Genomic DNA, 25,273 nt, shown 5'->3' with positions numbered 1-25,273 from the left:
TGGAATGCATTCCCTGTAGGAGCGAGGCTTGCCCGCGAAGGCGTCAGACCCGTCACCGCCAAACCTACAGACCGACTACTTGTCGCTTGAAACTCGCCGCTTGCAGCTTGCCGCTCCCGACACAGGTATACTCGCGCCTTTCGCGGTCCACCCACCGGGCCCGACTCTTTGTGCACCACCCGGAGCTTTCATGACTTCCCCGACACAACCGCCGGTCGCCGACGCTTTGAGCGATGAGCCGGCAGACCTGCCAGACAGCGTCGACTCCAGCGCAGACAGCGAAAAAGCCGCGATCCCGGCGTTCAAGTTTCCGTTCAAACCGGGCGAACTGGCCGCCGCCAAGAATGCCAATCAGCCGTGGTACAAGAACGGCGCCAAGAACGGCCACACCAAAACCCCTGGCGCAGCGCCACCGGGTACGCGTCGTTCGATGGGCAAACGCTGACGTTTAGCCGGCCATTGGCCTGAAAAAAGTCTGCGTGTTTTAAAGATTCTTCCCACAGGAATGAGCGATTTGTCCTCTGGGAAAGTCGGTGGTCACTCGTCGAAGATTCACTCCCCGTGAATGTTCGATGAAGGCCACTGAAATGCCTCTGCTGAAAATCCTCTCTGTGCTGTCGCTGGTGGCTTTGACCACCGGTTGCGTGTCTTCTGCGGTCGAGCCGCAGATCCGCTTCGGCGTCGAAGCGTTGGTCCCACCGTTCGAAAGTCGTGACGACAATGGTCAACTGGTCGGGTTAAACATCGAGTTGGGCAACGCGCTGTGCGCGGAATTGAAATCCAGCTGCGTCTGGGTCGATCAGGATTACGCCACCAACATCGAAGCGCTGGAAGCCAAGCGTTTCGACGTGATCATGCCAATGACCGCCACGGCTGCGCGGCGCGAGCGCATCGATTTCACTGAAAACCTTTACCCGCTGAGCAGCCGTCTGGTGGCGCGCCAGGGTTCTGCGCTACAGCCAACTGCCGAATCACTCAAAGGCCAGCGTATCGGCGTGCTGGCGGGCACCAGCCGCGAGGCGTTTGCCAAGGCGCGTTGGCAGGTTGCCGGGGTGACGGTGCGCAGTTTCAGGTTCAACGATCAATTGATTGCCAGCCTGCAGGCCGGTGAAATCGACGCCACGCTGCAAGACTCGATTGAAATCGCCCATGCGTTGCTGGCTCAGCCGCAGGGTCAGGCATTCGCCTTCGCCGGCCCGGCGCTCGACGATCCGATGCTCGGCAGTGGCGTGGCGATGGCAGTGCGCAAAAGCGACATGGCATTGCGCGACAAGCTCAACGCGGCGCTGGAACGCCTGAAGCAGAATGGCCAGTACCAGATGATCACCCAGCGCTACTTGCCGGCCGAAGCGCTCGATTCGCCGATCTACTTTCCTGGCGACGAAGGCCTGCCATTCTCGGATGCGGTGCGCATTGGCGACACGGTTTACCTGTCCGGCGTGCTTGGCTCGGGCGCTGACGGCGAACTGGTGAAGGGCGGCATCGGCCCGCAGACGGTGCAGACCATGGAAAACCTGCGCACCGCGCTGCAAAGCCACGGTTCTTCGCTGGATAACGTGGCCAAGTGCACGGTGATTCTGGCTGACATCAAGGAATTCAACGCGATGAATGAAGTGTACAAACGCTACTTCCCGGCAGACCGCTTGCCGGCGCGTACGACATTTGCCGCTAAAGCATTGGTGTTGGGTGCGCGGGTCGAGGTTGAGTGTCTGGCGGTGGCTGTTCGCTGATAGAGCGGTGGTGGCCGGTCTGGCGCCATCGCGAGCAAGCTTGCTCCCACAGGGGATTTTGAGCGCTTCGGGTTATAGGGGGGGCAGGTCTGGCGCCAATCGCGAGCAAGCTATGCTCCCACAGTAGGTCTATGGCGTTTCGAAATCCCTGTGGGAGCGAGCTTGCTCGCGATGAGGCCAAGACGGCCGATACACTTCTAGGATCAAGCCGCCCGCAGCGAGATAAACGCATAGTTGACCGGCACTTCGGTCGCCACTTCAGCCCCGGCAGCCAACACTTGCCCGGCAATGTCATCGCCCGAGACGTGAAACAACCAGTCACCGCCCGGCGCTTGCGGCTGCTGCGCCGCGACCTGATCAACAATCGACGCAAACGCGTCCATCTGCGGCAGATACGCAGTAAATCCATCACCCTTCAACGCCGCCGTGCGAATCCCCAGCAAGCCGCAAATCACATCCTTGGTCTGCACATCATCGCGGTCAGCCTGACGTGAGCGCTGAATCAGCGTCAGCAGTTCCTGATCAACCAATTCGCCACCCACAATCAGGTCCGGGCCTTGCTCCCAACACTCCGGCGGGCATTCCTTGACCGCCGTGTTCAGCGGAATATGCGGATTGATTTCCATCGGATAGATACGACACACCAGCGGCCGGCGTTCGTAGATGCGGCAGAGATTGTCTTCGTCAAGATTCCGACAGGCGCCGACGTTGTAAGCGGCGAAAGTGATCGCCACATAGGCCTCGCTGGCACCGCTGCGAACCCGCACCGAGCGCCGTTCGGCATGCTCGCGCTGTTGCAGCGGCAGGCCCAGGCCATTGCTCAAAAAGCCTTCGACCAACACGATCACCTGACCACCGTCAGCCGCCCACATACGGGCTTCCTTCAGGGTCAGGGGCACGTGGTGATCAGTGCAGCATTTGCCGCAACCTACGCAGGAAAACGTCGTGTTCATTGTTCGACCGGCCAAATGTGAGTGCATCAAGTGGCGACGGAAAGCCATCGCACAGACAGCCGTCGAAGCAAGTTATGCGCCACTCAAGGCTTTTTCGCGGCGGGGCGAATCGAGTCCCACTCGGTGACATACGCGGTTTTGCTCTGCTTGTTGTAGAGGCACAGCTCGCTGCCTTGCTGACCCTTCATGTGTTTTTGCGGGTATTGGCCTTGCAGGAGAACGGCGACGTAACCGACGCGATCATCGAATTGCGCGGCGTTGCCGACAGGTTTCGCGTCTTTGAGACCACTGGCCTTAGTGCAACTGGCGAGTACGGCTTTGTCGAAAGCGGCCCAGGCGTCCGGGCTGGAGGCGTGGGCCTGAGAGGCGAGGGCAGTGAAGCTGAGGGCGAGCAGGGTGGTGAGTTTCATCGGGGCAGCATCCTTATGGTTATTGACCGAGGATGGAGTATGCCTGATGGCCTCATCGCGAGCAGGCTCACTCCCACATTGCAAACCATTCCCCCGCAGGAGCAAGGCTTGCCCGCGAAGGCGATCAATCAGGTTGGCACCGCTTCCCGGCGAACCACGCGCATGCCGGCGCTTTCATACAACCGCTGCGCCCGCAGGTTGTCTTCCAACACCTTCAAATCGACAAAGCCTTCACGCCGCTGCGCAAACACCGTGAACGCATGCAGCAACAACGTCCGGCCCAAGCCACGACCTTGCGCGCGCGGGTGCACCACCAGGTTTTTGATATAAGCGCTGGTCCAGCATTGGCAAACGCCGACGATTCCTTCGCCATCCAAGGCAATAAAACACAGGCTCGGGTCATATTCCGGATCGGTTTCAAAGCGCTGCTGCCAGGCGTCCAGCGCCGGCACGCGACCACCGCCCTCGCGATAACCCAGCTCCATCAACTGGTGCACGGCTACCGCGAGTTGCGGACGGTATTGGCTCAATTCGATGCCGGTCGGCCAGACAACCGGCGGCAGCGGCTCGGCGAGATTGCGCCGCAGCAGAAAACAGAATTGCTCGGCCACCACTCAGTGGCCCTGCTCGGCGACCGCCTTGGCGGCGGCGATCAGGCATTTGGTCAGTTCTGGCGAGGAGAACTTGGTCAACACCGCGTTGGCCCCGGCGAGGCGTGCTTTTTCACTGTTCATCGCGCTGTCGAGCGAGGTGTGCAGCAGCACATACAGGTGCGAAAAGTCCGGGGTTTCGCGCAGGGTGCGGGTGAACGCGTAGCCGTCCATCTCCGACATTTCGATGTCCGAAACGATCAGGTTGATCTGCTGCGCCGTGCCTTGCAGGTCGAGCAGGCAGTCGATGGCTTCTTTGGCGCTGCGCGCGGTGTGGCATTGCAGGCCGAGGTTGCGCAAGGTGTGCACCGATTGTTGCAGCGCCACCTGGCTGTCATCGACCACCAGAATCCGCGCGTTGCCGAGCACTTCAGCGTCTTCCATGCTCAGCTCGGTCGGCGCCACTTCGATCTGCGCCGGGGCGATGCCGTGGATGACTTTTTCGATGTCCAGCACTTGCACCAGCACGCCATCGACCGAGGTCACGCCGGTGATGTACGAGCGCACGCCGCCGGAACCGAACGGTGGCGGACGAATGTCGGTGGTCAGGCAATGGACGATCTTGCTCACCGCTTGCACGTGCAAACCCTGCTTGGAGCGGCTGACGTCGGTGACGATCAGGCAACCGCCGTTGGGATCTTCCAGCGGCCGCTCACCGATGGCGCGGCTGAGGTCGATCACCGACAGCGACGCGCCGCGCAACGTGGCGATGCCTTTGACGTGCGGGTGCGATTCCGGGAGTTTGGTCAGCGGCGGGCAGGGGATGATTTCACTGACTTTGAGCAGGTTGATCGCCATCAACTTGCCGCTGCGCAAGGTAAACAGCAGAAGCGAAAGTGAATCTGCGCGGGCTTTGGTGGTGGACATAAAAACCTTCTTTGGAGAAAGGTGATGGGCGAGGGTTAGTCGCCAAAAGCTATTGATGCCGGGTTATCGACTTGTTGCGGGCAGGCTTTAGGCTAATCACTCATTTCGGCCCAACGGCGAACCCCTGTGGCGAGGGGGCTTGCCCCCGTTGGGTTGCGAAGCGGCGCCAAAATCCAGAGAGTTTTCAGAATCTTGCCAGTGCTGTGCACTGGAACGGGGGCAAGCCCCCTCGCCACACGGATTGTGCAGGTCAATACAATTGGGTTATTTCATCCCCAATCTTTTGGCCATGCGCCCAAGATTCGCCCGGTCGAGGCCTAGCTCACGGGCCGCGCTGGCCCAGTTGTTGTGGTGGCGTTCCAGGCAGGCGCTGATCAATTGCCGCTGATAATTCTCGGTCGCCACACGCAAATCCCCCGACACCGACACCGACACCGACACCGCCGCGCTGGCCGCCACCGCTTCAGCCGCCGGCTCGACGCTGCCGTGCGGCAAGTCCAGGTCCGCCGCGCTCAAACTGAGAATCTTCGGTCGTTCCTTGCAATTGCCCAGCGCCTTCAACGCGCTGCGGCCGATCAAGTGCTCCAGCTCCCGCACGTTCCCCGGCCACGCATACGCAAGCAACGCCGCTTGCGCATCGCTGTTCAGACGCAGGCTGTTCAGGCCCATGCGCGAGCGGTTCTGCTCAAGGAAAAAACCGCTGAGCAGCAACACATCCCGCCCGCGATCGCGCAATGCCGGGACCAACAAAGGATAAACACTCAAGCGATGATAGAAGTCCGCACGATATCGGCCGCTGCGCACTTCCTCGGCGAGATCCCGGTTGGTCGCCGCGATCAGCCGCACATCCACCTGATGCTCTTTATCCGAGCCCAAGCGCTGTAATTGACCGCTTTGCAGCACGCGCAGCAACTTGGCCTGCACCGTCAGCGAGAGCTCGCCGACTTCATCGAGAAACAGCGTGCCGCCATTCGCCAGTTCAAACTTGCCGCGACGATCACTGGTCGCGCCGGTAAAGGCGCCGCGCACGTGGCCGAACAATTCGCTTTCGACCAAGGTGTCCGGCAGTGCGGCGCAGTTGAGGCTGATGATCGGTTTGTCGGCGCGCGGCGAGGCGGCGTGAATCGCTTGCGCCACCAGCTCTTTGCCGACCCCGGTTTCGCCGGTGATCAGCACGGTCAAATCACTCCCGCCGACCAGACTGATTTCTTCCACCAGGCGTTTGTGCGCCTTGCTCTGGCCGATCATCTCGCGGTTCTGCTGGCCGCTGGCCTGACGGTACACCTCAGCGCGCTGGTGTTCGTCTTCAGCACGATTGGCCAGGCGTTCGATGCGCTCGGCGGCGTTCACCGTCGCGGCGGCGAGGCTGGCGAAGGCTTGCAGGGCGTCGAGCTCGATTGGCTCGAATTGCTCCGGGTCCAGCGCATCGAGGGTCAACAGGCCCCACGGCCGTTCATCGATAAACAGCGGGCAACCCATGCAGTCGTGGACTTCCAGATGATCGTCGAGGCCGTCGACCAAGCCGTCATACGGGTCGGGCAAGTCGCTGTCGGCGGCGAAACGTGTCGGCCCGGGACTGCTCAGCAGCGCCTCGAAGCGCGGGTGTTCGCTGACTTTGAAGCGCCGACCCAAGGTGTCGGTACTCAAACCGTCCACGGCCAGCGGCACCAGCCACTCGCCGTCGAGGCGCAGCAGTGCGGCGGCATCGCAGGGCAGCAGAGCGCGCATGGCCTCGAGCAAACGCCGATAGCGCTCACCCTCGGGCAGTTCGCGGGACAGGTCGGAGACCAGGGGAAGCAAAGCAGTCAGCAGCGATTTTGCGGTCATATTGACTCCGTGTAGTCGTCGTGACTATAAAACAGCCTGTGTCGATATGACTACTGTCCAATTAAGATGTTGATTTTTAACGATTTAATTCTTGGCATGGAAACTGATAAGCATAAGGCATTCACATAAAAGCTCAGGAGTCGCCCTTATGCTCAGCGTTCAAGATCGTGCCATCGTCAAATCCACCGTGCCGCTGCTCGAAAGCGGTGGCGAAGCGTTGATCACACACTTTTACCGCATGATGCTCTCCGAATACCCGCAAGTCCGCCCATTGTTCAACCAGGCCCACCAGGCCAGCGGCGATCAGCCCCGTGCCCTGGCGAACGGTGTGTTGATGTACGCGCGGCACATTGATCAGCTCGATCAACTGGGCGATTTGGTGGCGAAGATCATCAACAAACACGTGGCCCTGCAAATTCTGCCGGAACACTACCCCATTGTTGGCACCTGCCTGCTGCGGGCGATTGCCGAAGTGCTCGGCGAAGAAATCGCCACACCAGAAGTCATCGCCGCGTGGGGTGCTGCCTATAACCAGTTGGCCGACATTCTGATCGGCGCCGAAACCGCCATTTACGACCAGAAACAACATGCACCGGGCGGCTGGCGCGGCGCGCGGGAATTCATCGTCGCGGCCAAGGTTGAGGAAAGCGCGGAAATCACTTCCTTCTACTTCGAACCGGCCGACAAAGGCCCGATCCTCGCCGCCGAGCCTGGCCAGTACATCGGCATGAAGCTGATTCTGGATGGCGAAGAGATTCGTCGTAATTATTCGCTGTCATCGCTTTCGGACAAGGGCCAGTACCGCATCAGCGTCAAGCGCGAAATCGGTGGTCGCGCTTCCAATCACTTGCACGACAGCCTGCACGTCGGCTCGAGCATTCAGCTGTTTCCGCCATCGGGCGAATTCACTCTGACCGCCAGCGACAAACCGCTGGTGCTGATCAGCGGCGGCGTCGGCATCACGCCGACGCTGGCGATGCTTGAAGCGGCGTTGGCCACCGAGCGGCCGGTGCACTTTATCCACTGCGCGCGTAATGGCAGCGTGCATGCGTTTCGTGACTGGATTGATGGTTTGGCCGCGCGCCATCCGCAGCTCAAGCGCTTCTATTGCTACGCCGAAGATGACGGCGTGAGCCCGGCGGCGGACAAGGTTGGTTTGCTGAGTCAGGAACAGTTGGGCGAATGGCTGCCGCAGCAGCGTGACCTGGATGCTTACTTCCTCGGGCCGAAGGGGTTTATGGCGGCGATCAAGCGTCATTTGAAAGCACTGGGTGTGCCGGAGAAACAGAGCCGTTATGAGTTCTTTGGGCCGGCTTCTGCTTTGGAGTAATTGGTGGGCGCGGTGAGTCAGTCTCACCGCGCCGCTTCAATCGCGGGCAAGCCTTGCTCCCACAGGATTTGTGGCATGCCCCCTGTGGGAGCAACGCTTGCCCGCGATAACTGCACCTCGGTTCAGACCTCTCAATTAATCCCTCCTTAACCAGCCTGTCGTCTATTCCCCGACATCCCCCGGCGCGCGTCAGGCTCTTAAAGCTTTGGGCCTGCGTGTAGACTTGCGGGCAATTGATCTTCGGAAGGGAAACGCGATGAGTGACGAAACAATGCGATTGGGCCGTGAGCGGCGTTATCTGGTGTTGCTGGGCATCATCTGCCTGGCGTTGATCGGCGGCGCGCTGTACATGCAAGTGGTGCTGGAAGAGGCGCCGTGCCCGTTGTGCATCCTGCAACGTTACGCGTTGTTGCTGATCGCGATCTTCGCTTTCATCGGCGCGGCGATGCGCACACGACGCAGCCTGACGGTGTTCGAAACCCTGGTGGTGATCTGCGCTCTGGGCGGTGTCGCGGTTGCCGGGCATCACGTTTATACGCAGTTCTACCCAACGGTCAGCTGTGGCATCGATGTGCTGCAACCGATCGTCGATGACCTGCCGTTGGCGAAGATCTTCCCGCTGGGCTTCCAGGTCGACGGGTTCTGCTCGACGCCGTATCCGCCGATCCTCGGGCTGTCGCTGGCGCAATGGGCGCTGGTAGCGTTTGTGCTGGTGGTGGTGCTGGTGCCGGTGCTGGTTTCGCGTAATCGCAAAGCGTTGCGCTAACCCTTCATCCAACGCCTCGCCGTAAACAAAAACGCCCCGGGCCTCGATAAGAGGGTCGGGGCGTTTTGCATTTCAGAACTCAAGTAAACAGATCGTGATGTGCGACAGCCAAGGGTGCGCAACGTGTGCGACATGTTGTCACAGCTGGAGTGTCGCAACTCATTTCAAAGTCCGGAATTGGTGCTTAGCTACGCAACGATTTGCCCGCGTTTGAGCAGCGGACGATTTATGCACCATTGTGGGTAAGCAGGCAGTTTTAACAGGCGCCGAGGAAACGCTCAAGCCCTTGCTGATCGGGGCTTTGACGCATCACTGCGAAGGCATGAAGCCATCAAGGCTGTCTGAACTGCGCGTGGTAGCCCCACAAATTTTGGTGTTTTTGTTGAGAATCAATTTCGATACCATGCTGAACTTTTGCGAAATCCGTTAATGATTGTTGCTGGAACGGATAAAAATTATTTCGGGATGAGACATGGTTTATGCGTCGCGACGTATCTACAATCGCCCGCACTGAATCCCCGGCGCTGCTCTCTACTGAGCTAACAGGGCGTCGAGAAGCCTGCTGGCTTCATGCGACTCCCAGGTGTCGGTGCCTTTCCGACTATCCGCACCAAATGGAATTGGTCTGTAACAAGGCCTTTGACCACGAATTCGAATAAGAACTCACCGCTAGCCCAGGATTTGTCGAACAGCGTCTGACGCGCGACGGGCAGCCCTTATTCAATCCAAGAAAATGCCAACCCTTGGCAGGGTGAAGTGTTGGCGATCAAAACCCAACTGCATTGCGCAAGCTGCTTTAGAGGTCGTGAGATGAGTAAAAACAGGTACCCCAGACTACTAGGCTTATTGCCGCTGCTCGGCACGTTGTTGCTGTCAGGCTGCAACATGACCTTGCTCGACCCCAAGGGCCAGGTGGGCCTGGATGAGCGAAACCTGATCATCACCGCAACGCTGCTGATGCTGTTGGTCGTTGTGCCGGTCATCGTCATGACGTTCCTGTTCGCCTGGAAATATCGCGCTTCGAACCCGAACGCGGTGTACGCGCCTAAATGGTCGCACTCCACCAAGATCGAAATCGCGGTGTGGGCTGTTCCGGTCCTGATCATCATTGCCCTGGGTTACGTGACCTACAAGTCGACCCACGCACTGGACCCGTACAAGCCGCTGGAATCGGACGTCAAGCCGATCACCGTTGAAGTGGTCTCGATGGACTGGAAATGGCTGTTCATCTATCCGGAACAAGGCATCGCCACCGTTAACAAACTGGTGTTCCCAGCCAACACGCCAATCAATTTCAAAATCACCTCCGACACCGTGATGAACTCGTTCTTCATCCCGGGCCTGGGTGGCCAGATCTACGCGATGGCGGGCATGCAGACCAAGCTGCACCTGATTGCCAACCAGAACGCTGAGTTCGACGGTATCTCCGCCAACTACAGCGGCGCGGGTTTCACCGGCATGAAGTTCAAAGCTATCGCCACTTCCCAGGCGGATTTCGATGCGTGGGTCAGTGATGTCAAGAAGGCACCTAAACAGCTGGAAAAAGCTGAATACGAAGCCCTCTCCAAACCAAGCCAGAACAACCCAGTCGAGCTTTATTCCTCGTTCACGCCAAACCTGTTCCAGACCATCGTCGACAAGTACGAAGGCATGAAACCAGGCGCGCCGATGCATCACGAGAAGAAAGAAGACGATATGGCCGCCATGGAAGGAATGGACATGAGTTCGCATTCAGCTGCCGGGGCAGAGGAGTAAACGATGTTTGGTAAATTAAGTTGGGAAGCGGTCCCGTTCCACGAACCGATTGTGATGATGACCATCGCCATGATCGCGCTCGGCGGCTTGGCGGTGTTCGCTGCAATCACCTACTTCAAGAAGTGGACGTACTTGTGGACCGAGTGGCTGACGTCGGTCGACCACAAGAAAATCGGTGTGATGTACATCATCGTTGCCATGATCATGCTGCTGCGTGGTTTTGCCGACGCGATCATGATGCGTTCCCAGTTGGCCCTGGCCACCGAGGGTTCGCCTGGCTACCTGCCGCCTGAACATTATGACCAGATCTTCACCGCTCACGGTGTGATCATGATCATCTTCATGGCGATGCCATTCTTCACCGGCCTGATGAACCTTGCAGTGCCGCTGCAGATCGGCGCACGTGACGTGGCCTATCCGTTCCTGAACTCCTTGAGCTTCTGGCTGCTGGTGTCCGGCGTTGTGCTGGTGAACGTGTCCCTGGGTGTCGGCGAATTCGCCCGTACCGGTTGGGTTGCGTATCCACCGCTGTCGGAACTGGGCTACAGCCCGGGCGTTGGCGTCGACTACTACATCTGGGCACTGCAGTTATCAGGTCTGGGGACAACGCTGACGGGGGTCAACTTCCTGGCCACCGTGCTGAAAATGCGTACCCCGGGCATGAAGATCATGGACATGCCGATCTTCACCTGGACCTGCACCTGGGCCAACGTGCTGATCGTGGCTTCGTTCCCGATCCTGACCGCTACCCTGGCACTGCTGACGCTTGACCGTTACATGGATTTCCACATTTTCACCAATGAACTTGGTGGCAATCCAATGATGTACGTCAACCTGTTCTGGGCCTGGGGTCACCCCGAGGTTTACATCCTGATTCTGCCGGCGTTCGGGGTTTTCTCCGAAGTCATCTCGACCTTCTCCGGCAAGCGTCTGTTCGGCCACCACTCGATGATCTACGCCTCGGGCGCGATCTCGATCCTGGGCTTCATGGTCTGGCTGCACCACTTCTTCACCATGGGTTCGGGTGCAAGCGTCAACGCCTTCTTCGGGCTGGCGACGATGCTGATTTCGATCCCGACGGGGGTGAAGCTATTCAACTGGCTGTTCACTATTTATCGCGGACGTCTGCAGTTCACCAGCCAGGTTCTCTGGACCCTGGGCTTCATGGTGACCTTCGCCATCGGCGGCATGACCGGCGTATTGCTGGCCATCCCGGGTGCCGACTTCGTGTTGCACAACAGCCTGTTCGTGATCGCTCACTTCCACAACGTGATCATCGGCGGCGCGGTATTCGGCTACATCGCCGGTTTCGCTTTCTTCTTCCCTAAAGCGTTCGGCTTCAAGCTGCACGAAGGTTGGGGCAAGGCAGCGTTCTGGTTCTGGATCTCGGGCTTCTTCGTCGCGTTCATGCCGCTCTATGCACTGGGCTTCATGGGCATGACCCGTCGTCTGAACGCCACCACCAACCCTGAGTGGGTGCCTTACCTGCACGTTGCAATGTTCGGTGCAGTGATGATCGCGGTCGGTATTGCCTGCCAGTTGATCCAGCTGTACGTCAGCGTTCGTGACCGCAAGAAGCCGGAAAACATGTGCGAGCATGGCGATCCGTGGAATGCCCACACGCTGGAATGGTCGACTTCGTCGCCACCACCGTTCTACAACTTCGCGGTACTGCCAAAAGCACCAGGCATCGACCCGTTCACTGAAGCCAAGGAAAACGGTACCGCGTACCAGGTTCCGGCCAAGTACGAGCCGATCCACATGCCAAACAACACCGCGACCGGTGTGGTCATGGGTGCTCTGTTGACGGTGTTCGGTTTCGCGATGATCTGGCACATCTGGTGGCTGGCGATCTTCGGTCTGGTCGGCACTGTCGTGTACTTCGTGATCCACGCTGCACGTGATGATCAGGGCTATATGGTGCCGGTCGACGTGATCGAGCGTATCGAAGCCGAGCAGCACAAGCGTCTGGTAGCGGCCGGGAAAATCCCTGCTGGCGCCACCCGTGTTGAAACCTCGTTGGAACAGGCTTAAACCATGTCGAACTTAGTGACCAATGCTGGACACGCTCATGTCGATGAACATGGGCACGATGACCATCACCATGACTCGGGCGAGATGACCGTATTCGGTTTCTGGCTCTACCTGATGACCGACTGCATTCTGTTTGCGTCGATCTTCGCGGTGTACGCGGTACTGGTTAACAACGTAGCGGGTGGCCCGTCGGGCCACGACATCTTCGAGCTGCCATACGTGCTGGGCGAAACCGCCTGCCTGTTGCTCAGCTCGATCACCTACGGCTTCGCCATGCTGGCGTTGTTCAAGGGCAACAAGAAAGCGGTGCTGGGCTGGTTGGCCATCACTTTCCTGTTCGGCCTGGGCTTCATCGGCATGGAGATCAACGAGTTCCACCTGCTGATCTCCGAAGGCTACGGCCCTAGCCGCAGCGGCTTCCTGTCCGGGTTCTTCACCCTGGTCGGCACCCACGGTCTGCACGTGACCAGCGGTCTGATCTGGATGGCGATCATGATGTATCAGGTCAACAAGCACGGCCTGACGTCGACCAACAAGACCCGCCTGAGCTGCCTGAGCCTGTTCTGGCACTTCCTGGACGTGGTCTGGATCTGCGTATTCACCGTTGTTTACCTGATGGGGACTCTGTAATGGCTAATGCACATTCCCACGATAGCCACGATGCCGGTCACGGCAGCGTCAAGTCGTACGCCATCGGCTTCATTCTGTCGGTAATCCTGACGATCATTCCGTTCGGCCTGGTGATGTACCCATCGCTGCCGAAAGTCTGGACGTTGTGGATCATCCTCGCCTTCGCAGTGATCCAGGTGCTGGTGCACCTGGTGTACTTCCTCCACCTGGACCGTTCCGCCGCCCAGCGTAACAACGTGATTGCATTTGTTTTCGCGGCGATGGTGATTGTCCTGCTGGTTGGCTTGTCGCTGTGGATCATGTTCAGCATCCACACCGTCATGATGGCGCACTGAGGAAAGTCCGGATGTCCTTTAAGCACTTTATCCAAATCACCAAACCGGGGATCATTTTCGGTAACGTGCTTTCTGTGGCGGGCGGATTTTTCCTGGCCTCGAAAGGGCATGTCGATCTGGCCATATTCCTGGCCGCCATGATCGGCACGTCCCTGGTAGTGGCTTCCGGTTGCGTGTTCAACAACTGCATCGACCGCGACATTGACCTGAAGATGGAACGCACCAAGAACCGGGTGCTGGTGCAGGGCTTGATCTCTCTGAAACTGGCCCTGATCTACGCGACCGTCCTGGGCATTGCCGGCGTTGTGTTGTTGTACAAGGTGGCTAACCCGTTGGCCGCGCTGTTTGCGGTGATCGGTTTCGTCATCTACGTCGGTTTCTACAGCCTGTACCTCAAGCGCAAGTCGGTTCACGGCACGCTGGTGGGCAGTCTGTCGGGCGCGATGCCGCCGGTGATCGGTTACGTTGCTGTGACCAACAGTTTCGACATGGCTGCGCTGACGTTGCTGGTGATGTTCAGTTTGTGGCAGATGCCGCACTCTTATGCGATCGCGATTTTCCGCTTCAATGATTATCGGGCGGCATCGATTCCGGTGTTGCCGGTGAAGCGCGGGATTCAGGTGGCGAAGAAGCACATTCTGTTGTACATCCTGGCGTTCCTGGTCGCGACGTTGATGTTGACGTTCAGCGGTTACGCCGGCATGAGTTACCTCGCGGTGGCCGCGGCCATGGGCATGTATTGGTTGTACATGGCCTGGACCGGTTACAAGGCAGTGGATGACACGGTGTGGGCACGCAAGTTGTTTGTGTTCTCGATTTTCACCATTACTGCGTTGAGTGTGATGATGTCGTTGGACTTCAAGGTGCCGGGTGAGTTGTTGCTGACTTACGCGCCTTAAGCGCCAGCCGCCGAATCAAAAACCCCGCCCTTCGAGAGGAGAGCGGGGTTTTTTATTGCCCGGATTCTGGTGCGCTACTGCGATTCACTGTGGTGGCGAGCCTGCTCGCGATGGCTCACTAACAGCCGACCGAGTTCTCCCAGATGTACAAGGATCCAAATGTGGGAGTGAGCCTGCTCGCGATAACTCTCTAACAGCCGACCTAATTCTCCCAGATGTACACAAACCCAAATGTGGGAGCGAGCTTGCTCGCGATAGCTCCCTCACAGCCGACCTATTCTTGTCGGATGTACATATCCATTTCTGCGGTCACGGCGGCATTGGGTTTCGCTCTTACAGCGAGTCACTTTCGAGAAGCGCGAAAGTAACCAAAGCGCTCTTGCCCCTTTCGTTCGGTGCCTCGCCCAGGCTCGGCATGCCCTCGCTCCGGTCCTGCTCCGTGGGCCCGCCGCCATCGGCCATCCCTGGCCGGGGGCGGCTAACCCGGCATCCTTGGCGGGTTGCCCACTGCGCAGAACCTGCGCTCGGCCTCACGAGGGGGCGGGCACCGCAACAGCGCCGCGAGGCGGCCTGATAGCCGACCTGGTTCTCCCGGCTGTACGCAATCCCTGTAGGAGTGAGCCTGCTCGCGATAGCTCTCCTACAGCCGACCCATTCCTCGCCAGATGCACACAAACCCAAATGTGGGAGCGAGCTTGCTCGCGATAGCGGCCGACAGCCAACCAGTCTCTTTCAGATTTACCGGATTCAACTGCAGGATTGAACCAGTTGAAAATACGAGGTACCCCATGAAAAAGCGCAACCTGTTCGAAGAGCTGATGCAGGGCGTCGATGAGATGGCAGCTCAGCGTGATGGAAAGATCACGCTGTGCAATAACCGAAAGCCCCATCTTCGAGAGAAATACGGGGCTTTTTCATTCAAGCACAGAAGGTGAGTCTTCCAACGCCTACATGGCCGCGTTCCGCTTGCCGATGTTCACGGGCCACACATACAGACACGACGGTCGCAGATGGGCAGGTCAGCTATGCGCAGCCCTTATCCAACAACCGAAAAAACCGCTCCCGCACCTCAGGATCATCACTGTGCGCCACATTAAATCGCATGAACTCACTCGCATCCGCCGCTTTGCTCAACAACGTCCCCGGCGCCAGTGCGACGTCCTTCTCCAGACCTTTCCTCGCCAGTGTCTCGGCATTCACCCCGCTGGGTAAACGCGTCCAGATAAACAAACCTTCGCCCGGCAACGAAGACACCGAACACCCGGCCTCGACCAGCCAGCGCGCCACGCGGCTGCTCGATTCGTAGAGCCGATCGACCGTGCGCCGCGTGTGTTTGGCGTAGCTGCCGTTGCTGAGCAGGGTGCAGGTGATTTGCTCGGCGAATTCCGAGGTCACGCCGCCGCAGGCCATTTTCAGGTTGATCAGGCGTGCCGCCAGTTGCGGCGAGAGCACCGCGTAGCTGACGCGGCTGTTGGCGGTCAGGGTTTTCGAGAAGCCGGACACGTAGCTGACGTTGTCCAGGCCGCTGGCGGCGAGGCGCGGGGTGCGACGTTGTTGCAGGTCGCCGTACAAATCGTCTTCTACTATATGGAAGCCGTGGCGGTGGCTCAGCTCCAGCAAACGGTAGGCCTGGGCCGGGGAGAACGAGTGGCCGGTCGGGTTGTGCAGCGTGCTGTTGGTCAGATAGAGCACCGGTTTGTGCGCGATGACTTGTTGCTCGAAGGCGTCCATGTCGATGCCATCGCACTGGCGGGCAATGGTCACGACTTTGGCGCCGTGCAGCGCGAGGTTGGTGTGCATGTTGAAGTAGCACGGGTCGTCGAGCAGCACGCTGTCGCCGGGTTTGAGCAGCAGGCGCATCAGCAGGTCGATGCCTTGCATGGTGTTGGCGGTGGTGATGATTTGTTCGACCGGCGCCTCGATGCCGAAGGTCGCCAGTTTCACCCGCAATGCCTGGCGCAGCGGCAGGTAGCCGCCGGTGACGCCGTATTCGCCCATGCGCAGGGCCGAAGCGCGCAGCGTGCCGCGCACCGCTTTCAGCAGTTCCTCGGCAGGTAGCCAGGAGGAGGGCAGAAATCCGCAGCCGGGGCGCAGCGCGCCGTTGTCCAGCAGCACCGCGCGGCGCACCACGCTGAGCGTGTCTTGAGGTTGCAAGTCCGGCGCGGCGGCGCTCGGCAGCGTGGTTCTGGAGCGGTGCACGTAATGCCCCGAACCCTGGCGGGATACCACCAGGCCTTTGGCGCGCAAGTGGTCGAGGGCGTCGACCACCGTCGATTTGCCCACGCTCAACAGCTCGGCGAGTTCGCGGATCGGCGGCAGTTTGGCGCCGTGCGGCAAGCCTCCCTGGCTGATGGCGTTCGACAGCTGATCGACGATCTGCTGCACCAGCGGCACGCCCGGCTGGAGCTCGATGGCGGCGATCACGGCGCGTTGAGCCTGCATTTTACTGGTATCCCTGGCAGTAAAGTTCGCTGGATTTTATACGAACTTGCTCTGCTCAACGCAACCGTGTGTGCCTACTCTCGGCAGCGAGTTGTGTGCGTTATTGATCTAGAAGGTTCAGCAAATGAATAAGCCAATTACCCGTGATGAACGCTTTATTGATCTGGCCAAGGAACATGGCTTCGACATCTACGACGAGAACACTGCCGGCGGGCATTACTCTTTGATCTTGCAACATGGCGATGAACTGTATGTCAGCGGCCTGGTTCCGCGCATGAACGGCAAAATCCAATACCCCGGCCGCGTAGGGCTGGAACTTAACCTGGCGGACGCCCAAGCCGCGGCGGGCATCAGTGCCATTCGCGCATTGGCGCTGATCATGGATGCGGTCGGCTCACTGGATAAGATCAAGTCGCTGATTCGCGTCACCGTGCATGTCAAATCCACCTTTGACTTTATCGACCTCAGTGAAGTCGCCAACGGCGCTTCGGATATCTTTACCCATGTTCTGGGCGATGCCGGCAAACATACCCGCACCACAGTCGGTGTTTACCAGTTACCGAAAAATGCCCCGGTAGAAGTGGATATGATCGTCGCTTTACAGCCGTAGCCAGCGTCATTCAAACGCTCCTGCAAAACCTCGCCTTCAAAAGAACTGCGGGGTTTTTTGATTGAGGGTCGTGGTCAAAGTCGGCTTGGGCTAATCTGTCGAAAATGAGATTTAACCGATGGGTTAAAAGCCGGAGTTAAGTGGAATGACTGAGCAGATGACGTGCGATGAACGCTTTATCGCATTGGCCAGGGAACTCGATTACGACATCTACAGTGAGAGCAACACCGGTTGGCATTTCGAACCGTTGGTTCGGCATGACGATGAACTGTATGTCAGCGGCCTGGTGCCGCGTAAACACGGCAAAGTTCAGTATCCCGGCCGAGTAGGGCTGGAGCTGTCGCTGGCCGATGCGCAACTGGCCGCGAGCATCAGTGCCATGCGCGGTTTGGCGTTGATCGTCGACACCATTGGCTCGCTGGACAAGATCAAGTCCCTGTTGCGGATCAACGTCTACATCAAGTCCACCGCCGACTTTGCCGAACTGGGCGAAGTGGCCAACGGTGCGTCGGATGTGTTCAGGCATGTGTTGGGCGATGCCGGCAAACATACCCGCACGACCATCGGCGTGTATCAACTGCCCAATAACGCCGCAGTAGAAATGGACATGATCGTCGCATTACGCCCCGCGCCGTTGTGACACCAAGCTGAACAACGAGCTCGACCATTAATAGACCAGCAACAAAAAGCCCCGCGCTGAAACTCAGTGCGGGGCTTTTGCTGTTGGCAGTAGCCGCCAGGCAGATTACTGCGCGGCGATGCTGTAACCGTCGAACGCGGTTTGCTGTTGCAGCGCGGTGATGATGTTCTTGCGGTTGATCGCTTGTTCGGTGCCGGCATTGTCGAGGAAGGTTTCGCTTTCCAGTTCCGCTTCGTCACCTTCGCCCACAAACGTGAAACCGAGGAACTCCAGCGCTTCACGGTCAACGTTCAAACGCGAACGCGGCGTGCGCAGCGGCAACGTAACGTTCACGCCATCCTTGCTGATGGTGAACACTTCGACTTCTTTCTTCGCGCGAGCAACTTTGCTCTTGCCGCTGCTTGGATTGCTGATGGCTTGATGGGTCTGGTTCAACACTTTCAGGGCCAAGCCGTAAACGATTTCCTGGAACGCCGGGTCATCCTTGAAGCTCGACAGGATGCGGCTGATCGGGAACTTGCTGCTCAAGTCTTCGAGGGCGGCAATGTCTGAGGCCTCGGCGTCTTTTAGTTGCTTGAGTTCGCCCATCAGTTCGTAGGCTTTGTCGTCATCGAAGCTGTCATGCGCCTGGCGAATGGCGGCGCGCAATTCGCGGATCTGGTCGCTTTCGCGGGTCGACTGGAACGCGTCCAGGACCATCTCGCTGATGGTCTTGGCCTGAGGCACGTGCTGTGAAAGATTGATGGAGTTTTCGTATTCCGCTTTGGACGACAAGGTGACTACGGATTCAGCGGTGTTGGAATCGGACATTGAAATTTCACTACTTCTTTTAACTTGAATTGAGGCGAAAAAGCGCCAGGCCTTTTCCGGCCGCCTAATCTATTGGACCGGCGCGGCGTTGTCACGACCGAACAGGCGAGCGGGGCAAAAACTGCGGTCATCTGCAACCTGTGGGCGCAGCCTCACCCTGCCAATCACCCCGAAATCACATTTTTGCCCATGACCTTCGAGCGATACAGCGCCTGATCCGCCCGCGCCAGCAGCCCGGTTTGCTGTTCCTCGTCAAAACGCTGGACCACGCCGAAACTCATGGTCACTTGATAGTCGCCCACCGGCGGCAGGTCGGTCAGGCCATGGCGGACCTGCTCGGCGATTGCGCGAGCGTCGGCCAGTGCGGTATTGGGCAGAATCATGATGAATTCGTCGCCGCCCCAGCGCGCCAGCAAGTCGCCGTCGCGCAGCTGTTTTTTCAAGCACTCGACCACTTGCACCAACGCCGCATCGCCGAGCGCGTGGCCATAGTGGTCGTTGATGATCTTGAAATCGTCGATGTCCATCGCGATCAGCGCCAGCGGTTGGCGGAAGCGCTGGGCACGGTCGCATTCCTGGGGCAGGGCTTTCTCCAGGCGATAGCGGTTGGCAATTGCCGTCAGGGCATCGGTTTCGGCGAGTTTGCGGTTTTCTTCGAGCTGGATTTGCAGCTGTTGATTGACCCGAGACAGCTCCCGGGTGCGCTCTTCGACCAGCGCTTCGAGCGAGTGATTGCGCCGCTCCAGTTCTTCGAGCAGACGTTTTTTGTCTTCAATGCTGCGGTGCGCGCCGATCATCCGCGCCACTGAACCATCGGCATTGCGCGCCAGAATGAAGCCGCGGTCTTCGATCCAGATGTACGATCCATCCTGCTTGCGGCAACGGTATTCAGCCTGATAACCGCCAGCGCGCTGAGCGAGATAAGCATCGAACGCCGCCATGACCCGCGAATAATCGTCGGGATGGATCACCGATTCCCAGGTCAGCACGGTGTTTTCCAGCGAGTGCGGCGAATAGCCGAGCATCTCGTACCAGCCGGGATTGCGGTAAACGAAACCGGTGTTGGCGTTCCAGTCCCAGATACCGTCGCTGACCAGTTCCATAATCGTGTGCAGCATGTCTTCGTTGAAGTCCGACAGATTGAACTTCAACGCTTCGAGATTCGATGCTTCGCCCATCTCCGCTCTCCTTGCCGCCCTGAACCAATGTGCCCCGCCCGTCGAGCAGATTAGTCCATGGCAGCTTGGCGCGGCTAGTGGGTTGGCGACAGATGAAGAGGAGCGCGGGCCTCACCCAACCCGCCCAGCTTTCCTCTTCGCCCGCCAATGCCGAACCAGCCCTATCACTACCGCCAGCACCAGAACCCCGAGCGCAATCGGCAAGCGATAAGGTTTCAGATTGCCCAGCATCGTCTCAAGCGCTTCGCCGGCAAAGTAGCCGGCGCTGGCGAAGACTGTCGCCCAGACCGCCGCGCCCAGCGCATTCAGCAGTGCAAAGCGCAGCGGCGACAGGCCGCTGGCGCCGATGACTACCGGGCCGACCAGGCGCATGCCGTAGAGAAAGCGCACGGCAAATACCGAGGTCGACGGGTAGCGTTTGATCAGCTCGGTCACGCGGTCGATGCTTGCCTGTTTGCGTTTCAGACGTGGCATCAGCCGAGCGCCGAAATGTCGGCCGCTCCAGTACAGCAACTGATCGCCGAGCATGCCGCCGAGGCCGGCCCAGGCAATCACCGGCCACAGTTGCAGCAAGTGTTGATGCGCGGCCATGCCGGCCAGAATCAGGATGGTTTCGCCTTCCAGCAAACAACCGAAAAACACCGCCCAGTAACCATATGTGCTGAGCAGGTAGTTGAAATCTATGTGTTCAAACAAAGCCGAATCCTTGGTGTACGGGCAATCAAATTCCACTGTGGGCTTCAGTGGCGTTAATGAATGCTCTGATGTCGGCGCTATCGCTCAGTTCAAGTTTCGAGCGCGCGGATCGGCAATTACTCAGGCGCAACCATGCGCGTGCGCGGCGAACCGTCGGCGTTGTGTTGGTAGATCTCGCGTGGTTGGCCCTTTTCGTTGAACAGCACCTGACCAATGCCCGCCGAGTTCCACAGCCGCTCACCGGCCTCGGCATGCTCCGGCGTATGCGGGACGATGCGCATCAGGCGGCGTTTGGTAAACCAGTTCAACGGCGAGCGCGGCGAATAGAGCCAGCGGTTGAGGCGGTCGAACCATTCCAGCAGCGCCGGCGGGAATTCGTTTTTGATCCCGCTGCTGGTGATCTGCCAAATCCGCGGACCGCCCTTGCGGTGTCGGATAAGGACCTCGTAGACGAAGGAATAGTGCACGTCGCCTGACAGCACCACGTAGTTACCCGGCGTGCGCGAGTGGCGGAAAATATTCAGGATCACCTGCGCCGCGCCGCGATGCGCCATCCAGTTTTCCGCATCGACCAGCAACGGAAAACCGCACCAACTGAATACCCGTTGCACAGCTTCGATCAGCTTGACGCCGAAGATCGGCGCCGGTGAAACGATGATCGCCGACGGGTGATCGAGCAAATCCTGCTGCAACTCGCTCAAGGCCTCCCAGTCGAGCAAACCCGACGGTTGCTTGAGGGTCATCTCGCTGCGCCAGCGGCGGGTGCGGGTGTCGAGCACCACCAGCGCCGGCGAGGTCGGCAGCACGTAATGCCAGTTCTGAAAACTCAGCAGATCATCGATCAAGGCGTCTTGCAGCGGGCTGTCGAGGTAGCGCTGGGTGGCGCTCAACTGCCGGGTTTTCGTCAGTATTTCGCCGAACACATCCGGGTTATTGCCCCAGCCCTGACACACCATATAGGCCAGCAGCGCGTTGCCGATGATGCGTTTGGAGAACGGATGGCCGTAGGCCGTTTCCTCCCATTGCGCAGAAAGATTCCAGTCATCGGTGACATCGTGATCATCGAAAATCATCAGGCTCGGCAAGTGCGCCAGCGCGCGGCCGACGTTGCCCAGACCGGATTTGAAAGCGTCGATGCGCGTCTGCTCCAGCGCATAACGCTTGCCTCGTTCAGGCGTCAGCGCCGGCGGTTTCGGGTCGATCAGCGTCCATGCCGTCGGCGACCACACCAGCAAATACATGGCCATGACTTCGGCGAACGTCACCAGATGATTGTCGGCGCTGCTGCTGGTGAAAATCGGCTTACGCGATCCGCCGAAAAATCGCTCACGCAATGTCTCGTTGCTCTCAAGCGCCGGTAACAAATCCGCACGATGGTAATAACTGGCGACATGTTCGTAGAGCGCGGCGCTGTCGCTGACCACGGCACCGTCGAGGTGCTCGTCGAACAAACCAAGGCGTTTGATCAACGCATGAATCGCCCGCAACGTCGGCCCGGCAACGTCGTCGGCGTAGACCTGATCGCCGCTCATCATCAACAGCGCCGGGCGCTCGCTCGGTTCATGCGGCGCCGCCAACAGACGATCGACACACAGCAAACCATCCGCCGCCGGGTGATGCGGTTTGCGGCAGGAACCGTGAAGGATCTGGTCGATCCGCGCGCGCAGGACAAAATTCGGGCAACGCGCTTCGCCGTACAGCAAGTGCGGCGCCCACTCGGCGATGCCGACGCCATCGATCAACACGTCGTACTCGATCAACGTGTCGCAGGGCAGGGCGCTGTCCAGGCGCACATCAATCAAATGCACAAACGCCTGCGTGCCAACCGGGATCAGCGTGCAGTGCTCGTCGCCCAGCTCGATATCGCCGACACCTTGCAGGCGCAAGGTCAGCGCCAACGCACGCGAGCCCACCAGCCAAAACACCAGCCGCGACGGCTCCAGGCGCCGCAACAGCGGGCCGGCGAGCACGGGTGGCAATGATTGATCGGCAGCGGGCATTGGCAGTGGCGAAGACATGGACGTCCGGGTTCTGGCTACGGAGAAGCGCCGGATAATAGCGCAGCGGATGTCAATTAATTGCAATCGCTGGCGATCCTCAGGTTATGGCCGCGATTGGTTTTCCGCGCGCATCACCGCGGCGTCGCCATTCGCCACCAACCAGCGAAACACATCGCTCAGCGACACCGTATGGCTGCGCTCGATCCAGCGCACCAGCACGCGGCCCGCTGCGTCGCGGCGGTTGGAAATGCCGAGCAGCGGCAATTTGATTTATCCCCCCGGGCCGGGGCCGCAGGGGAATTAAGTAGCCTTTTGTGTTTTGTCCGTTATCGTGACGGGAAATTTAGCTGCGGTCGGCATTGGTTTGCTCGGCCGGTGTGGCAAATACGGTCGAAATTCATTGAGGAGCGTCAACGTGATCTGGTTTCTCGAAGGTCAATCCAGCCAGCGCGATATTCTCATCAGCGCGCGCGAAGCACTGCCGGCGGACGTGAAGATTTTTGCTTCGCACCGTCGGGATCGTCCGGAAATCACCGGTCAGGCCGATGTCAGTTTTCAAGAGCCGCTGGACAGCGAAGAACGCATTGAATGGGTGATCGCCACCGCGCTTGAGCACGGGATCAAGGTGATCGTCGCCGGGCACAACGGCAGCGTCTATGAAGCGGCGCGTGAGCGTTTCGTGGCAGTTGGTTTGCAATTGGTGACTGGTGGCCTGTCTATCGACACCTTCGAAAACGTCGATGACAAGAGCCGTTTCACCGCCGAGGCCGAGCGCGCTGGATTGCCGTGCATTCCTGCGGTGACCGTCAACAACGCCGAGCAATTGGCCGCCGCTTATGAGCTGCTGGCCGCGCAAGGCGAGGTGTGCATCAAACCGGTGGTCGGCATTTATGGGCAAGGTTTCTGGCGGTTCAAGGCTGATGTCGATCCGTTCCGTTGCCTGCAAAACCCGGACGCGCGGGAAATCGATTTCGCCACCTACCTGAGCATTTACAAGTGCGGCGTAGAACCGGCGCCGATGCTGGTCATGCCTTATCTGTCCGGCGCCGAATGCTCGGTGGACATGGTCTGCGAAGCGGGCAAAGCGGTTGCGTTTGTTGGTCGCCGGAAGAAGGGTTATCACCAGACCTTCGAGCGCGATTCGGCGGCGGTGGAACTTGCGCTCAAAGCAGCGGCGCATTTCAAGTGCGACGGCTTGGTCAACGTGCAGACCCGAGACGACCAGGATGGCATTCCGCATCTGTTGGAAATCAACCCGCGATACTCCGGCGGCATTGGTTACACACGGGCTACCGGGATAAACCTGGCGGGGATTTTCGCCGCTCGTCGGCTCGGTTTGGCCGAACCCGCGAGCCAGTGGGTCGACAACGTTCGGGTCAAGCCCATCACTGTTGCCGTGGTTGCGCCTTCCTGATATTACAAAGCCACTTATAGAGTTAATGCTTTCTCAGTTAATGCTTTCTCAGTTAGTGCTTAGACAGTGAATGATTGCTGCTGTCTTGGCATAATTGCCCGCCATCGATCAAGGAAGGACAGGATGAAGGCGCTAACGCCTGGAGCGAACGCAGCGATTTCGGGCGTTAAATGTGCATGGACGCTGGAGTGCAGCAACGCGACTGCCTTCGGCGAATACGCAGCTGTCGCGCTGCTGCCGGTCACCGAGAAACGTCTGCCGACCGGTGATCCGGCGTTGTTTCAAGTCACTCAACAATGGATGGAATGGAGCGGCACGCCGTCGTCCATTGGCTGTTCGCTGGATTTGTCGCGGCTGCCGGGTGGCAGCGAGCGTCTGCTGCTGGTGGTGTATACGTTCGCCGCTGCCGGTCCGGTCAGCGATCTGAAAGACTTGCGTCTGCAAGTCGACAATCAAGTCGAACTGTCGCTGGATCTGCAAAGCAACGGCGAGTCGGCCATCGTCATTGGCGAGTTCTACAGCCGCAACGATCAGTGGAAATTCCGCGCGCTGGCCGAAGGTTCGGCTTACGGTCTGGCCGCCATGGGCCGGCGGATGGGCATCACGATTGATGACGCGCATCCCACGCGCCGGCCCTATTCCGGTGATTCACCTAGAAACCGCACCGCCGCCTCGGGCACCGGATTTGTTGTCTCGCCGGGCCACGTGATGACCTGCGCGCATGTCATCGAAGACATGCAGGAATTGCACATCGCCTCGTTCTCCGGCCGTTACCGCGCGGAAGTGGTGGTGGTCGATCAGCGCAACGACATGGCGTTGCTGCGCATTCAGGATTGTCCGCCGCTGACGCCTGTGGTGTTCAAGGACGCCGTCGGGTGTGCGCTGGGCGAGCCGGTGATCGCCCTGGGTTTTCCGATGGCAGGGCTGGCTGGTGGCGGTGTGCACGTGACGCAGGGCGGGGTGTCGGGGTTGTTCGGTTTGCACAATGATGCCAGCCTGCTGCAATTCACCGCGGCCATTCAGCCGGGGTCCAGTGGCAGTCCACTGTTCGATTCCAGCGGCGCGGTCATCGGCATGGTCACGTCATCGCTGCCGGACGCGCAAAACATGAACTTCGCGGTGAAAGCCGGCTTGTTATTGGCGTTTCTCGATGCCTGGGACGTCTCGCCACCCAAATCTCCAACCGTTCGAGTAATCTCGACCGCCGAAATGGCGCGTGAAGCGCAATCGTCACTCTGGCGGATCGAAGCCCGAAATCCGTAGAGGCAACCTGCTTTACCACTAGTGAAGGGTTGTC

At 59.1% G+C, this 25,273-nt stretch carries 24 protein-coding genes and 1 pseudogene; 14 read left to right on the top strand and 11 right to left on the bottom strand.

Features of this window, described 5'->3' with window-relative positions:
* The first annotated feature begins 190 nt into the window (after positions 1–190).
* Positions 191–445: a hypothetical protein gene (locus BI292_RS07355; protein ID WP_092278232.1), complete on the top strand. Its 255-nt coding sequence runs from the start codon at positions 191–193 to the stop codon at positions 443–445.
* 142 nt (positions 446–587) lie between these two features.
* Positions 588–1,730 carry a transporter substrate-binding domain-containing protein gene (locus tag BI292_RS07350; protein WP_101207493.1) on the top strand — a complete coding sequence of 381 codons (1,143 nt, stop codon included), beginning with the start codon at positions 588–590 and terminating at the stop codon, positions 1,728–1,730.
* Positions 1,731–1,933: 203 nt separating this feature from the next.
* Here BI292_RS07350 and BI292_RS07345 read toward each other — a convergent pair whose 3' ends face one another.
* The 5 genes from BI292_RS07345 to norR form a co-directional block, all read right to left on the bottom strand.
* Positions 1,934–2,683, bottom strand: coding sequence for a YkgJ family cysteine cluster protein (locus BI292_RS07345; protein ID WP_101207475.1), 750 nt, complete (start codon positions 2,681–2,683; stop codon positions 1,934–1,936).
* An 83-nt stretch (positions 2,684–2,766) separates the two neighbouring features.
* Positions 2,767–3,093: a hypothetical protein gene (locus BI292_RS07340; protein ID WP_092278236.1), complete on the bottom strand. Its 327-nt coding sequence runs from the start codon at positions 3,091–3,093 to the stop codon at positions 2,767–2,769.
* A 128-nt stretch (positions 3,094–3,221) separates the two neighbouring features.
* On the bottom strand, positions 3,222–3,680 hold the full coding sequence (locus BI292_RS07335) for an N-acetyltransferase (protein ID WP_101207492.1): 459 nt from the start codon (positions 3,678–3,680) through the stop codon (positions 3,222–3,224).
* 27 nt (positions 3,681–3,707) lie between these two features.
* Entirely contained in the window at positions 3,708–4,610 is a 903-nt protein-coding gene (locus BI292_RS07330; RefSeq protein ID WP_092278238.1) for a chemotaxis protein CheV, read from the bottom strand.
* A gap of 264 nt (positions 4,611–4,874) precedes the next feature.
* A complete protein-coding gene (gene norR, locus BI292_RS07325; RefSeq protein ID WP_101207474.1) occupies positions 4,875–6,437 on the bottom strand; it encodes a nitric oxide reductase transcriptional regulator NorR in 1,563 nt (520 codons plus the stop codon).
* Between the two features lie 148 nt (positions 6,438–6,585).
* Here norR and hmpA point away from each other — a divergent pair, with 148 nt between their 5' ends.
* From hmpA to BI292_RS07280, 8 genes and pseudogenes are all read left to right on the top strand, one after another.
* The gene (hmpA, locus tag BI292_RS07320; protein WP_101207473.1) at positions 6,586–7,767 is read left to right on the top strand and encodes an NO-inducible flavohemoprotein; all 1,182 of its coding nucleotides are present in this window, start codon (positions 6,586–6,588) and stop codon (positions 7,765–7,767) included.
* A 256-nt stretch (positions 7,768–8,023) separates the two neighbouring features.
* The gene (locus BI292_RS07315) at positions 8,024–8,533 is read left to right on the top strand and encodes a disulfide bond formation protein B (RefSeq protein ID WP_092278244.1); all 510 of its coding nucleotides are present in this window, start codon (positions 8,024–8,026) and stop codon (positions 8,531–8,533) included.
* An 810-nt stretch (positions 8,534–9,343) separates the two neighbouring features.
* Complete coding sequence (gene cyoA / locus BI292_RS07305; protein WP_092278246.1) at positions 9,344–10,288, top strand: ubiquinol oxidase subunit II; 945 nt, start codon at positions 9,344–9,346, stop codon at positions 10,286–10,288.
* A 3-nt stretch (positions 10,289–10,291) separates the two neighbouring features.
* Positions 10,292–12,322: a cytochrome o ubiquinol oxidase subunit I gene (gene cyoB / locus BI292_RS07300; protein WP_101207472.1), complete on the top strand. Its 2,031-nt coding sequence runs from the start codon at positions 10,292–10,294 to the stop codon at positions 12,320–12,322.
* Positions 12,323–12,325: 3 nt separating this feature from the next.
* Positions 12,326–12,952, top strand: a complete 627-nt coding sequence (locus BI292_RS07295) for a cytochrome o ubiquinol oxidase subunit III (protein WP_092278250.1) — start codon at positions 12,326–12,328, stop codon at positions 12,950–12,952.
* Positions 12,952–13,287, top strand: a complete 336-nt coding sequence (gene cyoD / locus BI292_RS07290) for a cytochrome o ubiquinol oxidase subunit IV (RefSeq protein ID WP_092278252.1) — start codon at positions 12,952–12,954, stop codon at positions 13,285–13,287. Before BI292_RS07295 ends, cyoD begins: the two co-directional genes overlap by 1 nt.
* 11 nt (positions 13,288–13,298) lie before the next feature.
* A complete protein-coding gene (gene cyoE / locus BI292_RS07285; RefSeq protein WP_101207471.1) occupies positions 13,299–14,186 on the top strand; it encodes a heme o synthase in 888 nt (295 codons plus the stop codon).
* Positions 14,187–14,974: 788 nt separating this feature from the next.
* A pseudogene (locus BI292_RS07280) lies at positions 14,975–15,061 on the top strand (transcriptional regulator); the annotation flags it as partial.
* A gap of 148 nt (positions 15,062–15,209) precedes the next feature.
* Here BI292_RS07280 and BI292_RS07275 read toward each other — a convergent pair.
* On the bottom strand, positions 15,210–16,628 hold the full coding sequence (locus BI292_RS07275; RefSeq protein WP_101207470.1) for a PLP-dependent aminotransferase family protein: 1,419 nt from the start codon (positions 16,626–16,628) through the stop codon (positions 15,210–15,212).
* Positions 16,629–16,752: 124 nt separating this feature from the next.
* Between BI292_RS07275 and BI292_RS07270 the strand changes: the two genes are divergently transcribed.
* Positions 16,753–17,238 (top strand): RidA family protein, encoded by a 486-nt coding sequence (locus BI292_RS07270; RefSeq protein ID WP_092278258.1) that lies wholly within the window; start codon positions 16,753–16,755, stop codon positions 17,236–17,238.
* 145 nt (positions 17,239–17,383) lie between these two features.
* The gene (locus BI292_RS07265; RefSeq protein ID WP_101207469.1) at positions 17,384–17,878 is read left to right on the top strand and encodes a RidA family protein; all 495 of its coding nucleotides are present in this window, start codon (positions 17,384–17,386) and stop codon (positions 17,876–17,878) included.
* Positions 17,879–17,983: 105 nt separating this feature from the next.
* On the opposite strand, the gene BI292_RS07260 is transcribed toward BI292_RS07265, so the two are convergent.
* The 5 genes from BI292_RS07260 to BI292_RS28755 all read right to left on the bottom strand — a co-directional run bounded on the left by BI292_RS07260 (position 17,984) and on the right by BI292_RS28755 (position 22,826).
* A complete protein-coding gene (locus tag BI292_RS07260) occupies positions 17,984–18,688 on the bottom strand; it encodes a hypothetical protein (RefSeq protein ID WP_092278262.1) in 705 nt (234 codons plus the stop codon).
* A gap of 164 nt (positions 18,689–18,852) precedes the next feature.
* A complete protein-coding gene (locus tag BI292_RS07255) occupies positions 18,853–19,866 on the bottom strand; it encodes a sensor domain-containing diguanylate cyclase (protein WP_101207468.1) in 1,014 nt (337 codons plus the stop codon).
* A gap of 111 nt (positions 19,867–19,977) precedes the next feature.
* Complete coding sequence (locus BI292_RS07250) at positions 19,978–20,562, bottom strand: DedA family protein (protein WP_101207491.1); 585 nt, start codon at positions 20,560–20,562, stop codon at positions 19,978–19,980.
* Positions 20,563–20,678: 116 nt separating this feature from the next.
* Complete coding sequence (locus tag BI292_RS07245) at positions 20,679–22,580, bottom strand: alkaline phosphatase D family protein (protein WP_101207467.1); 1,902 nt, start codon at positions 22,578–22,580, stop codon at positions 20,679–20,681.
* A gap of 84 nt (positions 22,581–22,664) precedes the next feature.
* Complete coding sequence (locus BI292_RS28755; RefSeq protein ID WP_157831224.1) at positions 22,665–22,826, bottom strand: hypothetical protein; 162 nt, start codon at positions 22,824–22,826, stop codon at positions 22,665–22,667.
* Positions 22,827–22,977: 151 nt separating this feature from the next.
* On the opposite strand from BI292_RS28755, the gene BI292_RS07240 reads away from it, so the two are divergent.
* On the top strand, positions 22,978–23,976 hold the full coding sequence (locus BI292_RS07240; protein WP_101207466.1) for an ATP-grasp domain-containing protein: 999 nt from the start codon (positions 22,978–22,980) through the stop codon (positions 23,974–23,976).
* A 123-nt stretch (positions 23,977–24,099) separates the two neighbouring features.
* Positions 24,100–25,239 (top strand): trypsin-like peptidase domain-containing protein, encoded by a 1,140-nt coding sequence (locus tag BI292_RS07235; RefSeq protein ID WP_101207465.1) that lies wholly within the window; start codon positions 24,100–24,102, stop codon positions 25,237–25,239.
* The last annotated feature ends 34 nt before the right edge of the window (positions 25,240–25,273 follow it).

Origin of the sequence: Pseudomonas sp. 43NM1 (genome assembly GCF_002836905.1) — a bacterium.
In the GTDB taxonomy this organism is placed as follows: Bacteria; Pseudomonadota; Gammaproteobacteria; order Pseudomonadales; family Pseudomonadaceae; genus Aquipseudomonas; species Aquipseudomonas prosekii.
Note: the sequence above shows the minus strand (reverse complement) of the source record. Positions and strands in the feature narration are given on the sequence as shown.

What these genes read in the sequence shown, in the direction of transcription:
- hmpA (WP_101207473.1), top strand. Translation starts at nt 6,586, where the DNA reads ATGCTCAGCGTTCAAGATCGTGCCATCGTCAAATCCACCGTGCCGCTG.
- BI292_RS07345 (WP_101207475.1), bottom strand. Translation starts at nt 2,683, where the DNA reads ATGAACACGACGTTTTCCTGCGTAGGTTGCGGCAAATGCTGCACTGAT.
- BI292_RS07235 (WP_101207465.1), top strand. Translation starts at nt 24,100, where the DNA reads ATGAAGGCGCTAACGCCTGGAGCGAACGCAGCGATTTCGGGCGTTAAA.
- BI292_RS07260 (WP_092278262.1), bottom strand. Translation starts at nt 18,688, where the DNA reads ATGTCCGATTCCAACACCGCTGAATCCGTAGTCACCTTGTCGTCCAAA.
- BI292_RS07330 (WP_092278238.1), bottom strand. Translation starts at nt 4,610, where the DNA reads ATGTCCACCACCAAAGCCCGCGCAGATTCACTTTCGCTTCTGCTGTTT.
- BI292_RS07350 (WP_101207493.1), top strand. Translation starts at nt 588, where the DNA reads ATGCCTCTGCTGAAAATCCTCTCTGTGCTGTCGCTGGTGGCTTTGACC.
- BI292_RS07275 (WP_101207470.1), bottom strand. Translation starts at nt 16,628, where the DNA reads ATGCAGGCTCAACGCGCCGTGATCGCCGCCATCGAGCTCCAGCCGGGC.
- BI292_RS07315 (WP_092278244.1), top strand. Translation starts at nt 8,024, where the DNA reads ATGAGTGACGAAACAATGCGATTGGGCCGTGAGCGGCGTTATCTGGTG.
- BI292_RS07255 (WP_101207468.1), bottom strand. Translation starts at nt 19,866, where the DNA reads ATGGGCGAAGCATCGAATCTCGAAGCGTTGAAGTTCAATCTGTCGGAC.
- BI292_RS07340 (WP_092278236.1), bottom strand. Translation starts at nt 3,093, where the DNA reads ATGAAACTCACCACCCTGCTCGCCCTCAGCTTCACTGCCCTCGCCTCT.
- cyoB (WP_101207472.1), top strand. Translation starts at nt 10,292, where the DNA reads ATGTTTGGTAAATTAAGTTGGGAAGCGGTCCCGTTCCACGAACCGATT.
- BI292_RS07265 (WP_101207469.1), top strand. Translation starts at nt 17,384, where the DNA reads ATGACTGAGCAGATGACGTGCGATGAACGCTTTATCGCATTGGCCAGG.
- cyoD (WP_092278252.1), top strand. Translation starts at nt 12,952, where the DNA reads ATGGCTAATGCACATTCCCACGATAGCCACGATGCCGGTCACGGCAGC.
- BI292_RS07355 (WP_092278232.1), top strand. Translation starts at nt 191, where the DNA reads ATGACTTCCCCGACACAACCGCCGGTCGCCGACGCTTTGAGCGATGAG.
- BI292_RS07270 (WP_092278258.1), top strand. Translation starts at nt 16,753, where the DNA reads ATGAATAAGCCAATTACCCGTGATGAACGCTTTATTGATCTGGCCAAG.
- cyoE (WP_101207471.1), top strand. Translation starts at nt 13,299, where the DNA reads ATGTCCTTTAAGCACTTTATCCAAATCACCAAACCGGGGATCATTTTC.
- BI292_RS07295 (WP_092278250.1), top strand. Translation starts at nt 12,326, where the DNA reads ATGTCGAACTTAGTGACCAATGCTGGACACGCTCATGTCGATGAACAT.
- BI292_RS07245 (WP_101207467.1), bottom strand. Translation starts at nt 22,580, where the DNA reads ATGTCTTCGCCACTGCCAATGCCCGCTGCCGATCAATCATTGCCACCC.
- norR (WP_101207474.1), bottom strand. Translation starts at nt 6,437, where the DNA reads ATGACCGCAAAATCGCTGCTGACTGCTTTGCTTCCCCTGGTCTCCGAC.
- cyoA (WP_092278246.1), top strand. Translation starts at nt 9,344, where the DNA reads ATGAGTAAAAACAGGTACCCCAGACTACTAGGCTTATTGCCGCTGCTC.